The sequence below is a fragment of the Enterococcus sp. BWT-B8 genome, from assembly GCF_020567625.1.
In the GTDB taxonomy this organism is placed as follows: domain Bacteria; phylum Bacillota; class Bacilli; order Lactobacillales; family Enterococcaceae; genus Enterococcus_L.
This window is the reverse complement of the sequence record NZ_JAJDJV010000014.1, coordinates 22064-36928: the sequence shown is the minus strand read 5'-3', so window position 1 is coordinate 36928 and position 14865 is coordinate 22064. Positions and strand designations below refer to the sequence as shown.

The window sequence follows — 14865 nt, the reverse complement described above, 5'->3', positions numbered from 1 at the left end:
TTAAAAACAGCAATTTAAGGAGAAAAACTATGCGCATTTTAATTAGATCAGCAATGACACCATTAGAAAATTATACAGCAGAAGAATTATTAAAAAAAGATCGCTTTGGAGTAAATGTTGGAAATTTAGTTTATCAATATTCTGTATATAGACTATTATATGATGAAGTAAATACTTTAACTCCAGATGGATTAATTATGGATCCTAACAGAGCTGATTGGATTAATGAAAATTTTGATCTCTATGTTCTTCCTTTTGCAGATGCATTCAGACCTGATTTCAGAAAATATTTGAAATTGTATACCGAACTTTTTAAGCGTTTAAAGATTCCTATTTGTATACTAGGAATTGGAATGCGCGCTTCCTATGAGCCTAATCTACAGGAAAAATTTGTATTTGATGATGATACTAAAGCATTCATCAATGCGGCACTGGAAAAATCTTCAATGATTGGTTTACGTGGTGAAATTACTGCAGAATATCTCACCAAATTAGGCTATACACCAGAAAAAGATTTTTCAGTCATTGGGTGTCCTTCACTTTATACTTTTGGTAGAAATCTAACTCTTAGAGAAATTAATTTGCAAGAAAATTCAAGAATATCATTAAATGGAACCCAAGGTATGTCACAAGACCTAATGGACTATCTTGTCAGTATAAGCAAACAATTTCCTGATCATTTTTTTATTCCTCAAGTCTGGAGTGAAATGGTAACTGGCTATTTAGGTGGTCCTTCGATTGCACATACCGCAGATAGTTACCCTTATTCAATTGAAAGTGATTTTTATAAAGAAGGAAAAGTAAAATTTTTCTTAAATGCCAAAAGTTGGTTTGATTATATGAAAACAGTAGACTTTAGTGTTGGGAGTAGATTACATGGAAACATTACAGCAACAATTAACGGTACACCAAGCCTAACTATTGCAAGTGATGCCAGAGTCAGAGAACTTGTTTCATATCATAAGCTACCTTCTATACCTCTTCATTTAATAGACTATGATAAACCACTTAGCCAATATGTAGAAGAAACAGATTTCAAGTCCCCTGAAAGACAACAGGAACATAATTTTGATCATTATCTTGATTTTTTAAATACTAATGGTATAGAAACAATTTTTTCTAAAGATCGAAACAGAAAATTTGCTCCTATAGATGAAGTATTAGCCAAAATTAATTATGAAAAACCTGTAAAACCAATAATTAGTGTTTCTGATAGTGAAAAAATAAATCGCTTAAGTTTTGGATTAGACTGGTATAAAGAGAAAAAGACAAAAGAAATAGCTGTGGAAAAACATAAAAATACTGAATTGACTAAAAAGCTAAACACTATAAGAGATTTATTAAGATAGTGTAATACCTTAATAAAGATTAGTGTGTTGACCGTTGACCGAATTAAAAATATAGTTATGCTTCTAATCCAAGAAACGTATAGCCAGTACGGGAGTGGGACTGTGACAAAAGTATGTCTGAGATCCCTAAAATCGAATAAACAGTGTTTCAGTCTTTGTATGATTCGAGCATTCGAAGAAACCGTAGGAGCAAGTTCATACCTGCCCCCCAGATATACGACGAGCATTCGAAGAAACCGTAGGAGCAAGTTCATACCTGCCCCCCAGACATGCGACGAGCATTCGAAGAAACCGTAGGAGCAAGTTCATACCTGCCCCCAGACATGCGACGAGCATTCGAAGAAACCGTAGGAGCAAGTTCATACCTGCCCCTCAGACATACGACGAGCATTCGAAGAAACCGTAGGAGCAAGTTCATACCTGCCCCCCAGACATGCGACGAGCATTCGAAGAAGCGTAGGAGCAAAGCCCCTCCATGCTTCGAGGATCGGAACGAAGTCCTTCAATTCTTAGCGGCTCTGCCATTTAGAAATTGATGAGATCGAAACGAAGTGTAGTGAGAACCGTAGATGCAGACAAACGGATACAGCGTAATGTTTTGTCTCGAGAATCGTTAGACTCGTAGAGACAGCAGTTCTGGAAATAAGTTGAATGATACTGAAAATATGAGTAGCTCCAGGGAGGTATCAATTCACAGCTATTCATTTTATAACTAGTGTTTCTTGACAATTTTCGTATATTCCGACTTATTGATATAAATCACTACGATTGACTTGTCAGAGTAGATGATGCATGATACCTATCTGGTTCTTGAGACAGAACACTTCTGCTCCTGCGGTTACTCGTCGCATGGAGAAGCTTTGTCACAACCTCATTTTCTCCTATTAATTAGCAGATACTTGTTCTTGTCATTGAATCATACAAGTTAAAATATTCTACCATTGAATATCATTTATAATTTGGTTGGAGCACTAGGTGTTAAGAAAAATACAATTTATGCAGAAAGGTGCTAAATAAAAATGTTGATCTCTGTTATTATACCTGTGTACAATGCTGAAGATACGATAGAAGATGCTTTAATATCCATTTATAATAATCAAAATCTTTCAATTGAAGAATTGGAGATTGTTATTATTGATGATGGCTCTACAGATAATTCTAGAGAAATTATCAATGCATGGAAAAACAGATTGGATACAAATATAATTATATTAGATGGATATCATAATGGTGTATCAAAAGCCAGAAATTTAGGGCTTAAAGTAGCTACTGGAAAGTTCATTACATTTTTAGATGCTGATGATACATACTCAAATAATCATTTTGAACCGATTATTGATTTTCTTGAATCTGATACAGGAAAAGAAACTGATATAGTTGCTTATCCTGAAAGATATTTATATGAATATCCTATTGAAGTATTTGCAAAATATGGTTTTCCTAAAGATTACAAAGAATATAAACTTGTAAGGAATTCGAACCAAAAATTTATTTACAGAAAAATAAATGATTCTGTCAAAAATACATTATATAAAAATGGATCTGGACTTTACCCAACAGATTTGAATTATCACATATCACAGGCTCGCTTAAACGTAGTAATTAAAAATCTTCCCGAAGACGAAAAAATCTATTTTGATGAAGAATTACCGTATGCTGAAGATTCTTTATTTGTAACCCAATATATTATAAGAAAAAATTGTATTGGCTATGTAAAAGAAGGGCTTACTTATGATTACTTAAAATCTGGTTTTTCTACAGTCGATAAATATGCAAATCCTGTACAGGCTTCAGATATTTTATTGACATGGTCAAAAACATTGATTAAAGCTACTAAAAGAATGGATAATACAATCCCCAAATATGTTCAAGGAGTTTTATTAAATGAGTATGGCTGGCGTTGGTTAGGAACAAAATTACTCCCTAAACATTTAAATCACTTTGAATATGCTGCATGGCTGGATGAGTTTAAAAAAATATTAGCCTATATTAATTCTGAAATAATTTTAGAAGGACTCAAAAATTCAAAAAATTGGGATTCCTTTTTTATGGACATGATTGCTGAGCTTAAGGGAATTTCAATTGACTACAAATGCAGAGAAAATAGTATTGAATATTATCAAAAGAATGAACTAGTTAGAATTGACAAAAAAGTGGAATACTTTTGGACTGATTTAGATATAAAAAATAATAGATTGCTGCTCTCAGGTTTTTTCAAACTTCACTTTGGAGCAATCTTGAACCCCAAATTTTTTTACAGGAATGGGGATATAGAAAAAGAAATTTGTAGTTTTGAATCTTCATACAGTTATTACCGAAATAAAATAAAAACACATAAATTTTTTGCAATAAATATAAGTATTCCTCTTGAAAATCTAATTGAAGGAAACTTAAATGTAGGTTTCTACTTAGATAATAAAGAATTTTGTCCTCAGGTAGTCTCAGTTTTAAATAATCGTCTTTTTCCAAATGAGCTTGGGAAAAATACTGTTGTAAGAAATGGCTTCATTTTTTCTTTAGTTGATAGTAATTCTACATTGTATATAAGAAAACATTCTGCAAGTTATTCCCCTTATTTAGAAATTGGTTTTTTGCAAAAATTAGAAAAACTTGAAAATAATACATTAGCACAAGCTATTATTTATAAAACAATTGATAATGCAGCTAAGATTTGGCTCTATTCCGATTCTAGTACAGCTATAGATAATGCATACTATCAATTTATTCACGATATATCATTAGATGATGGAATAACTAGGTACTATGTTTTACACAGAGGTTCAAAAGTTGAAAATATAATATTATCTTCAGCAATTGATCAAAGAAACATCGTCTATTTTGCTACAGATAAGCATAAAGAACTCTTTATTAATGCAGAAATCATTATCTCTTCTTTTCAGGATGTAGAAATTTTTTGTCCTTTCCCGATTGTAGATGTTAATAAACTTTCAGGACTATTCAATTTGAATGTGGTTTATCTACAACATGGTGTTTTGCATGCTAATATGCCCCGACTTCTGAGTAATGAAAAAAATAAACATATACTTGGTATTGTAACTTCTACAAAACAAGAATATAAAAACTATATTGATATCTATGGTTATTCATCTGAACAGCTCTTACCTGTCGGTATGCCGCGTTTTAATTCAATTTCATCGAAAAAGACAGTTGAAGATGAACTATATAGAATTAACCCATCTGTTCAAAAACGAAAACTTTTATACGCTCCTTCTTGGAGATCATCAGTTATGATAGGAAAAAATGTTAATGGCGGCTGGATTCCTAATATAGAAGCTTTCAAAAAATCAAAATTTTATGCAACATTAATTGAATTAACTCAATCTGTAGCAATTGAAGAATATTTGAAGAAACAGTCACTCCAACTAGATATAAAATTACACCCAATATTTAATGATATTTTATCTGATATTGCATTAACTAATAAGCATGTTAGTATATTGTCTTCTTCGGCAGTTATTTCTGTAGATGATTATGAAATGATGATTACAGATTTTTCTTCTTATCTATTTGATGCTGTAGAAAGTAAAATTCCAGTTATACAATTTATTCCAGACTATGAAGAATTTCGTGCTGGAGAGTTGCACACTTATAACGAGTTGGACGAACTTAATGAAAAAAATATGTTCAAAACATTATTTAGTTTAGAAGATCTATTACATGAAATTAATATGATTATCACTGATGAGGGGGCCCGAAATACTTACTTAGAAAATATGACAGATTTTTTCACTATTGATATGAATGTGAATTTAAAAATAACGGAATTTATTTATAAATTAAGCGAAAAAAAACAATTGGCTCTCAAAAATAATAATATGGAGTATTTGATTGAACAGCTTAATGAATCAGATAATGAAATCATAGCTGCTTCATTTATTTTTGCAAAATCTGGTGATTATATTGCACCAGTAAAAGACCTGCAAATTTACCATGATCCTGAATTGACGCAACCATCTTCAAAAAACAACCTAGCTAACCAATATTTTCAAGTACTTGAAAGACTCTTTAATCAAAATGGAAATCCTGTGTTCAAAGTAGAAACTGGCTTTGTTTCTTCTTACAGATCTAATTATAGCTATTCTAATGATTCCACGGATGTTTCTTTGCAGAGTTTAGATACTTCAAAGTACAAATTTCCATTAAAATTAGCTGCAAAAACAGATATAGAAAAAGAAGATGGATCAATTTATTCTGCTGGAAGTATTATTGATGTAAAAGGTTATCTAATAGATAGTTCTACTGAAAATACTTATTTTGTTACAAATGATAATCATCGAATAATTCTTAATTTGACTAATCTAATTCTGGTAAGAAACGATTATGACAGGTTTGTCATTGATCCAACTGTAAAAAAAATACGACTTCTTCATAGCTTGTTTGTTTATGACTCAGTTGAGTTCTCAAAATACAGTAAAACAAATAAGAAACTTTATAAATACACTACAATAGAAGTTTTAGGTATTGGATGGTCAGATGGTGGGACACCTAGACTTATCACTAAATATGGTTATATTTCTGCAAATAAGATTAATGTAAAAGAAAAAAAATAAACGAATCCACAATACCTTCTTGCTTCGGACAAAAGGAATGTTTTCAATGAAAAAAATAATAACTTATGGAACATTTGACTTGCTTCATTATGGCCATATAAATCTGTTAAGACGTGCCAAAGAAAAAGGCGATTTTTTGATTATCGCTCTCTCCACAGATGAATTTAGTATTAAAGAGAAAAAAAAGAAACCTTACTTCTCTTTTGAACAACGCAAGCAACTGCTAGAGGCTATCCGCTATGTAGATCAGGTGATTCCTGAGGAGAGTTGGGAACAAAAGGTTTCAGATATTTTTACACACAATGTCTCTACTTTTGTCATGGGCGATGATTGGGCTGGAAAGTTTGACTTTATTGAGAAAAAAACAGATGCTAAAGTCATTTATTTAGAACGAACACCTGAAATTTCTACAACTCAAATAAAAAAAGATTTAAATTCTATAGATAAACAGTAACTGAATAACTCTTTTAAGATATGCTTCATGTCTAACAAGTTGGGTATTTATTTCCCACTTGCTAAAGGTGAAGTGTATCTTCTTTTTTTAGAAACTACATAAAAATAGAAAGAAACAATTATTATACTGAAGCCTACGAAAAGAAATGTATTATTTCTTCCTTGCTTCGTATTCCTCATAACATCAGCTTTTATTCTTTCTGCTCCTTCTAAAGCAATTATTTCTTAAACAAAGGAGTGATGATTCCTGCCCGTTGATTTTTCTTGAAAGGATTTTAATTACTCTACAAGGGCTATTGACTAAGGGGGGGAAGAGCCTTGTTCAACAGAAGAAGCACAAAAGCTTTCTTCTTAACAAATTGACGGGTTACTTTATAGCTTTTTTATCTATCAGAAAATTTGCCTAACTGGAATTAGTGCACTTACTAAAAAAATGATTCGTTTTCTCTTTCTTGATACTACGAATAATTATGAGCAATCGATTGCGGGGAGGACAATTGTCTAAACTGAAAAAGTAATGATATATCTGGATATCAGTCTCAGAAATCTAAGGGAGATTCCACAATACGAGAATACTCAAAATCAGGATAACGGATTGGGTGAGTAGGGCTCCAAGTATTATTGATTAATAATGAATTGAATAATAAAAAAGTTCAGTACATTCGTTGCAGTGAATGCTGAAAGTCAGATTTTGAATCTAGCTTTCAGCATTCAGCAACATACATGCCCTGAACTTTTTATTTACGTTTTTTTATGCTTTAGCCGGTGTTTTAGGTTCTCTCCCAAGAATCGCCTGTAAGACAGTCATTACACCATATGTTGCTAAAATAGCGTAGATCAGACTTGAATAAGTCGTGATATCGAAATCCCATGTTTTATAAATAACCAATACAATTGCTAATACAATACCAGCAAGTACATTGAATAAAGCGAAAGCCCAAAGGTTTCCATTTTCCTTGCGAGACAGATAGAAAACTGAAAAGCCGAGACTTAATACACCCCATGCAATACATACCAGGATTGCTGCCCAGTAAATAATAAATGCTACCACATCATTTCACCTCACTTTGTTCAGTAGTATTTTATCATGTTCTGGATTTTTTGTCATGAAAAGCTGGTGAAAAACTGTTGTTAAATGGAAATAGTTTCAGCAGGTCAACCCTGCTAAACCAATAACAATCATTATAAAAGCTAATTCGAAATATTAGATAGGAAAACATAATGATACGACAATATTTTTATTGACCGTCTCTATCCTTTACCTTATTAAAGATGAAAATGTTTAAGGGAATGGGGTGTCTGCATGTGGTTTCTACTTGCACTGCTAACAGTTTTGGCATGGTGAGCAGCAGATTTGTTTTACAAAAAAGGAAATAATCAGAGAGACTGATTTACTGCAACAAAAACAACTGTAATGGTTGGTCTGGTCAGGGGGCTTCATGTATTGTTTTACTATGTCATTTATGAGGGGATTGCCTATGATTGACGTAATATAATTCTCTATTTGTCGGTTTCTTTGATGTATATTCTATCAATGGCAATCGGCTATTTTGGTTTGCGCTATATCGAATTATCTATCTCTTCTCCCATAAGCAACTTTTCGGGTGCTGTTTCAACTTTGCTGACTTTCTTTTTACTGGGAGGTACAATGGACGGCATTCAGTTTGGAGCAGTCGTAATTATCTCCATAGGGATTTTTCTACTCTCTTTCTTTGAAAAGCAGGAATTTAACAGAGAGCTGAAAGCGGAAGGTCAAAAAATAGAAAAGAAATACAAGATCAGAGCTGTTGCAATTATTTTTCCAATCCTCCATTGTATCATTGATGGGTTGGGTCTTTTTTTAGACGGCTATTATTTGGAATTTAATCAGCTTATGTCAGAGGATTAGGTGAATGTGAGTTATGAACTCGCCTCCTTTTTTTACTGTCTGTTAAACGTGGGAGACACTTTTTTCTGATAGAAAATATAGGAGAAAACAGCTAAGCAAAAGTTTAGAGTCAAAAAAGGGAATTGTTTCACATTTTATAAGGAATAAATAAAAAAGAAAAGGAGAACATCCCAATTTAAAAAAAGACAGCGGTTACATTTTGTGATGAAAACAGAAAGGATACACCAATTATTCAGTTAAGATAGAACTAGAAAGCGGGTGACAATGATGGATAGTTTGGAAATGGCCTTGATTCAAGATATTCTGCAAAGAGACAACCTAGTGATAGAGAAACTCCTGTCTTCAAATCTTTTATCACAAATGGATTTGATAGAACATTTAAAGACGATCAACCATACTCTCAATTCCGAACTTGGTATTGAAAATCAGCAGATTTATTTATCAGATAAAGATCGGGAAAAATGTTATGGCTATCTTAAAAAGCATAAACAGATACTGTTTACTTATTATGAAGCGGATTATCGAAAAGCCCTTCTCTTTTTGAATTTGCTGTTAAGTGAAGAGGATTTGAATCTTCAGGAACTGGCGGATCAGCTGCTTGTAAGCAAAAATACTGCATTGGCAGATATTAAACGCTTGAAGCAAGACTTGGAGGAAAGTGGAATATTCCTGAAATATTCAAGAAAATCGGGATATACCTTACTTGGATCTGAATTTATCATTCGAAATGAATTAGTTAATATACTGAAAAATTTATTAAAGCAGCCTTCCGGTAAATATTTTTTGCTGGAAACAGGGTTTGTTCAGGAATACGAAGTGTTTTTGCTAAAAAGAAGACTGGTGCATCTTCAGAAAAAAGCGCAGCTTACGTTCACAGAGGAAAGTATGGAAGAATTGCCGCTGGTATTGGCTTTTCTGATTCGAAGGGCACAATTGTTTACAAGTAACTGGCATTTTAAATTTGAGAAATATGATATCAAGAATACAAAAGAATTTCCGATGTATGCAGATATATTCAGAAATGTTTTCGGCTTAAATGAGAATGATTTGTTGTACCTGGTTCTGCAAATTCTGTCAGCAACAATGATTAACAGAAAATTGAGCCTGTCGGAAAGTGAAGAGCTTGTACGGGCGATGGATAAATTTATTGTCTTTTTGGAAGAAGAATGCGTGATGCAGTTTCGCAGCAGAGAAGGATTGAAAGAGAAGCTTCTGCTCCATTTAAGACCGGCGATCTATCGGTGTCTGCTGAGTATGAATATAAAGAATCCTTTGACTGATGTCTTTATCGAAGAATATAAACCGCTGTATTCAAAGATTAAGGAAGGAGTCACCGTATTTGAACAGCTTACAGGAAGAGCATTCCCGAAAGAAGAAATTGTATTTATTGCAATGATTGTGGTCAGTTCCATGATGCACACTGCTGAAGAAACTGAAGCACCGGTTTTTAAAGCGATGGTGTTATGCCGCAGCGGTATGTCTATTTCCAAGCTTTTACTGGAAAATCTGCGGCTGCTGTTTCCAAAAATAGAATTTGTTGGAGCTTATGCTATTCACGAAGTTTCTCAGAGTGGTTTTGATCCTGATTTTATATTTACAACCATTCCGATTCACACAGAAATTACGACTTTTTTAGTGCCGCCGGTTTTAGACAGAGAGGCAAGGGAGAAAATCAAAATGCAGGTGGAACTTGCTATTAATCAGGACGTAACTAAAAAGACAAAAGAATTGTTTGGCTATCTTAGCGACTTGTTTCCAGAATTTTGTAAGGAAGATGCGTTTATGCGCATCGAAAGCTTTTATACCCAAAATAATCAACAGGAAGTTGCTGTGAAAGAAGATTATTTTCGCTTGACACCGAAACATGTCACAGTCATTGAAACAGCAACTCTGGATGAGGCATTGACTGAGGTCTTCCAGCCTTTAGAGGAGCGCCATTCTGTTACGAAAGAATACATTAGCGAATGTAAAGAAATTTTCCATCAGGACTATCCCTATATGATGATTGCCCATGAATGCTATCTCCCGCATGCAAAGCCTGAATATGGCGTGATAAAGCCGGACTATCAGATTCTTTTGATAAAAGAAAAAGTACAGCTGCCGAATCAAGAGAATATGCAAATAGTGATTGCATTGGCACCATCCATTGAAAATCAACATGTGGAGTGGCTTTTAACAATAAATCAGCTCTTTCTGGAAAAGGAGATACAGAAAGAGTTAAGTAATGTGAGATTGGACGAAGACCTCTTTTCTTTGATTGAACGAGGACTGAGTACCATCACATAAAAGTAAAAAATGTATTATTCAAAAGACATAAAGAGGTGAAAAATATGGTGGGGACAGAACTATTTAGTGAAGAGCTGATTTTTATTGAACAGGAACTGGAAGATCGAACAGCATTGTTTAAATGGTTTAACAATTACATGTTCAAAGAAGGCTATGTGAAAGAGAACTATTATCAAAGTATTTTAAAGAGAGAAGAACAGTTTCCCACGGGGATTCAGACAACAACAGTTGGAGTCGCAATCCCGCATGCTGATCCGGAGAATCTGAACGAACCATTTATTGCAGTGATTATTCCGCAAAAAAGTATTGAATTTGAACCGATGGGCATTGCTGAAGGGAAAATACAGGCAAAGTTAATCTTTATGCTGGGTGTTCTGAAAAACGGTGATCAGGTGATCGCCTTGCAGAAGCTGATGAATCTTTTATCAAATGATGAAGCTGTGCAGCAATTATTAGAGGTGAGAACGTGCAAAGAAGTCATGGCTGTTATTCAAAAGAATTTTGATCAGCCAGAATAATTATCAGGGTAAAAATAGCAGCAGAAATAGATGCATGTGTACGGCAGGAGTCAACAGCTGAAAGAGACAGGAGGAATTTGTTGCAGATTTGGTGGGAATTTTCAGAGTTATTTTAAGAAAAAAATGGCAGTATCAAAAAAAGAAATAATTATCAGACAGATAAAAATGCTGTAAGGCTTATACTTAAAAGCTGTTCAGCAGATCAGGAGGAAGAAGATGAAAAGAATTATTGTAGCATGTGGAAGCGGAGTGGCAACATCTCAGACTGTTGCAAGTAAAGTGAGTCGTCTTTTAAAAGAACGGAAAGTAGATGCTTATGTGGAGGCGGTGGATTTGAAATCAGTAGATCGTTATATGGATTCAAGCGTGGCGTATATCACAATTACAAAAACAAAAAAAGAGTATCCGATTCCTGTCATTAATGGTATTGCATTTTTAACAGGGATGGGACAGGAAGCAGAGCTTCAAAAGCTGATTGATATTTGCAGTGAATAACTCATAAGAATGAGGAGGAAAAATGATGGAGATACTGAGTAATATTGTTAACTATCTATTGAGTTTAGGTGCAGCTGTTTTTGTTCCGATTATTATTATTATCGCAGGACTGATTGTAGGAATGAAGGTGAAGGATGCCATCAGTTCAGGCTTGACACTTGGGGTTGCTTTCATGGGAATGACGATGCTGATCAACTTTATGACCGGAGCGATAAGTCCGGCGGCAGAAGCAATGCTGGATACAGCTGGTATTTCACTGCCGATTGTTGATGGCGGCTGGACTACCATGTCAACGATCTCGTGGTCCTGGCCATATGCATTTTTAATGTTTCCTTTAATGATAGGGATCAATGTCGTTATGCTGGTTATCAATAAAACCAATACCTTTAATGCCGATCTCTGGAATGTTTGGGGGAAAATATTTACGGCTGTTGCTGTTGTAGGGATTACCGGGAGTATTCCGCTTGCATTCGGAGTTGCAGCGATCCAAATTATATTTGAGTTGAAGTGTGCGGATGCACATCAGCACAGGATTGAAATATTATCAGGAATTCCCGGCGTAACCTGTACCCATAAAATGGTCTTTCTTGCAGCGATTTTTTATCCGATTGACAAGCTGTTGAGGAAAATTCCGGCACTAAATAGAGACTTTGATGCAGAAGCATTAAAAGATAAAGTCGGGATTTTTGCTGAGAATCATGTGCTTGGATTCATTTTAGGCTGTCTTTTTGGTATCCTTGCCCGCTACACAATTGCAGAAACTCTGACTCTGGCTATTCAGGCGGCTACTGCGTTAACGCTGTTTCCAGTAATCACAAAGTATTTTATGCACGCATTGTCCCCTATTTCAGAGGCAGTAAGTGACTTTATGAATAAGAAATTTGAAGGCAGAACCTTACTTGTCGGATTGGATTGGCCGTTTATGGGCGGTTCAAATGAAATCTGGCTGGCTGTTATTTATTCAGTTCCTGTCACCTTGATTTTCTCAATGTTTTTACCGGGAAATGAACTCCTTCCGTTTGCGGGAATTATCAATATAGCTTTGGCAGTGCCTGCTTTCCTTGTAACAGGAGGAAATTTGCTGCGGATGATTATTCTGTGTACAATTGGCTCGCCGATTTTCCTGTGGGTTGGTACTGCATTTGCACCGTTTATGACCGACTTGGCAAATACAACCGGTGCTGTACAGCTGGAAGCTGGGAAAATGATCTCCAATAGTTCAATTGATGGACCTGTATTTACGTATGCATTCTCCCATGTCTTCAAGTTTTTGGAAGGAAACTTTATTCCACTGATTATCCTTGTTGTCTGGGTGATATGCTTCCTCTTCTATTACCATGAACTTCTGGACGAAGCAAAAGCAGCACAGCAGGCAGAGGATGGTGAAATATTTGAAACATCAGAAGCTTAAAATGGCAACTCAAAATAATCTATGAAAACTCTGCTCTAAATAGCCAATGCCCTTGATAGTGAGCCTCTAACATTGAGCGTTCTGAGATAAAAAGCGCAATAAGAAAGCGTGTCAGGAGAGTAAACTTAGCTCAATGATGCGCACTGTAAAGTGTTCGCTTCCCCTCTTAGATAACAGGTCTGCGGCATAGGAGGGAAGGAGTGGAAAAACGAGTGTAAATCGTACTGCTGTTAAGTTTTCATAGTATTTTTTAGAATATATTTTAAATACGCTTAAAATAAAAGAGGGAAGTCTATGATTTATACAATTACGTTAAATCCGGCTATTGATCGTCTGGTGTTTCTGGAGAAGCATTTGTCAAAAAGAAAAACCAATCGAGCTGCAAAAGTTACTTATGATATTGGGGGAAAGGGAACCCATGGCTCTTATGCAATGTCGCGTTTGGGCGTCCCTAATCTAGCATTGGGATTTGCCGGAGAAAAGAATTTAGAGAAATTTGAACAGGTACTGGAACAGAAGAATATTTCACATCTGTTTTTGAAAATACCAGATGAGCAGACACGAGAATCCATAGTTATCATTGAACCCAATAATCAGGGGACGACTATGTTGACAGAACCCAGCTTTTTAGTGCCAGAGAGTATAAAAAACGAGCTGTTGGCTTATTTGGAGGAACAAGTGACTGCTGAAGATGTTGTGCTGATTGCCGGATCATTGCCGGAGAATTTTAATTTGTCTGATTTGGAAAAACTGATCATAGGTTTAAAGGGAAAAAACTGTTTTATTGCCTGTGACTTGTCAGGAGAAGCATTGGTGAGAGCTGTTGATTTAGGTGTGGATTTTATCAAGCCCAATGAATTTGAGCTGACTGAGCTGCTCCTGTCTGAAGAGGGCTCTGCTGACTATGCCTTGAATCAACTGGCACAGAAAACCACCTGCGTTATTGCTTCCAAGGGAGAGCTGGGAAGCATTTGCTGCTATGAAGGGAAAAGGTATCAGGTAAAAGCACCGAAAGTGAACGAAGTAAACGACACTGGAGCAGGGGATTGTTTTGTGGGTGCTTTTCTGGCAGCTTTTTCCAAAGACTGGGATATTGAAGCGGCGTTGAAAACGGGAAGTGCCTGTGCAGCCAGTAAAGTGCAATATGAAGATAGTTCTTATTTTGATCCTGTTGAAGCAGAACAGCTGATGAGTCAGGTAGAATTGACTGTCTGTCAAAATACAATTTAGGAGGAATTTGATGCTTTATCAAGCAGAAAGAGAAGATTTATGTAAAATTACAAGAAACATTTATCAGCGTTATGGAACAAACGCGGCAGGAGGAAACATTAGTGTACGCCTGAATGATGAACATATTATCATGACGCCGACATTGATGTCTCAGAATTATTTATGTGACTTGTCTCCTTATCAAATTCTTGTTGTGGATATGAACGAAACGATTATTGAAGGTTATGGTCGGCTGACAAGAGAAATCAATATGCATATGGCCTGTTATCGGGAAAATCGTAAAGTTGGCTGTGTGCTTCATGGTCATGCCAGAGAATCCATGGTTTTTGCTTCTCAGGGAATGGATATGCCGAATTTAACAGAAGCCACCCAAAAATTTGGACAGATCCCCTGCCTGCCTTTTGCACCAGCCTGTTCTCCTGAACTGGCGGAGATTGTCAGCAGCCATGTAAGAAGTTTAGGGGACGATGTACTGTCAAAGGTTATGCTGCTGAATAAACATGGTGTTTTAGTTTTGGAAGAAACACTGCATAAAGCAAATGATATGCTGGAACGACTGGAATACAATGCATATATAGCCTATAAAGCATTGTTGTTTGATAAGTTGGGAATTCAAAAAATCGAAACAGTTGAACATGCGTATAATACAGAAGAATAGAGCAAA

11 protein-coding genes are annotated in these 14865 nt (G+C 35.2%); 10 read left to right on the top strand and 1 reads right to left on the bottom strand.

All coding sequences use genetic code 11. The features are described from left to right. Window positions 1-29 precede the first annotated feature (29 nt). The 3 genes from LI951_RS12565 to tagD all read left to right on the top strand — a co-directional run bounded on the left by LI951_RS12565 (window position 30) and on the right by tagD (window position 6374). The gene (locus LI951_RS12565; RefSeq protein WP_229442404.1) at window positions 30-1349 is read left to right on the top strand and encodes a polysaccharide pyruvyl transferase family protein; all 1320 of its coding nucleotides are present in this window, start codon (window positions 30-32) and stop codon (window positions 1347-1349) included. Between the two features lie 1019 nt (window positions 1350-2368). Next, entirely contained in the window at window positions 2369-5920 is a 3552-nt protein-coding gene (locus LI951_RS12560) for a glycosyltransferase (RefSeq protein WP_229442403.1), read from the top strand. Window positions 5921-5966: 46 nt separating this feature from the next. Next, window positions 5967-6374: a glycerol-3-phosphate cytidylyltransferase gene (tagD, locus tag LI951_RS12555; RefSeq protein ID WP_229442402.1), complete on the top strand. Its 408-nt coding sequence runs from the start codon at window positions 5967-5969 to the stop codon at window positions 6372-6374. Window positions 6375-7124: 750 nt separating this feature from the next. On the opposite strand, the gene LI951_RS12550 is transcribed toward tagD, so the two are convergent. Then, a complete protein-coding gene (locus LI951_RS12550; protein ID WP_202068830.1) occupies window positions 7125-7424 on the bottom strand; it encodes a hypothetical protein in 300 nt (99 codons plus the stop codon). Between the two features lie 468 nt (window positions 7425-7892). Here LI951_RS12550 and LI951_RS12545 point away from each other — a divergent pair, with 468 nt between their 5' ends. From LI951_RS12545 to LI951_RS12515, 7 genes are all read left to right on the top strand, one after another. Further along, a complete protein-coding gene (locus tag LI951_RS12545) occupies window positions 7893-8261 on the top strand; it encodes a hypothetical protein (protein ID WP_229442401.1) in 369 nt (122 codons plus the stop codon). Between the two features lie 264 nt (window positions 8262-8525). Next, entirely contained in the window at window positions 8526-10547 is a 2022-nt protein-coding gene (locus LI951_RS12540; RefSeq protein ID WP_229442400.1) for a BglG family transcription antiterminator, read from the top strand. A gap of 44 nt (window positions 10548-10591) precedes the next feature. Next, on the top strand, window positions 10592-11065 hold the full coding sequence (locus LI951_RS12535) for a PTS sugar transporter subunit IIA (RefSeq protein WP_202068826.1): 474 nt from the start codon (window positions 10592-10594) through the stop codon (window positions 11063-11065). Window positions 11066-11281: 216 nt separating this feature from the next. Then, the gene (locus tag LI951_RS12530) at window positions 11282-11560 is read left to right on the top strand and encodes a PTS sugar transporter subunit IIB (protein ID WP_202068825.1); all 279 of its coding nucleotides are present in this window, start codon (window positions 11282-11284) and stop codon (window positions 11558-11560) included. A 25-nt stretch (window positions 11561-11585) separates the two neighbouring features. Then, the gene (locus tag LI951_RS12525) at window positions 11586-12971 is read left to right on the top strand and encodes a PTS galactitol transporter subunit IIC (protein ID WP_229442399.1); all 1386 of its coding nucleotides are present in this window, start codon (window positions 11586-11588) and stop codon (window positions 12969-12971) included. A gap of 294 nt (window positions 12972-13265) precedes the next feature. Then, complete coding sequence (locus tag LI951_RS12520; RefSeq protein ID WP_229442398.1) at window positions 13266-14201, top strand: 1-phosphofructokinase family hexose kinase; 936 nt, start codon at window positions 13266-13268, stop codon at window positions 14199-14201. Between the two features lie 10 nt (window positions 14202-14211). Continuing rightward, complete coding sequence (locus tag LI951_RS12515; protein WP_229442397.1) at window positions 14212-14859, top strand: class II aldolase/adducin family protein; 648 nt, start codon at window positions 14212-14214, stop codon at window positions 14857-14859. Window positions 14860-14865 lie beyond the last annotated feature (6 nt).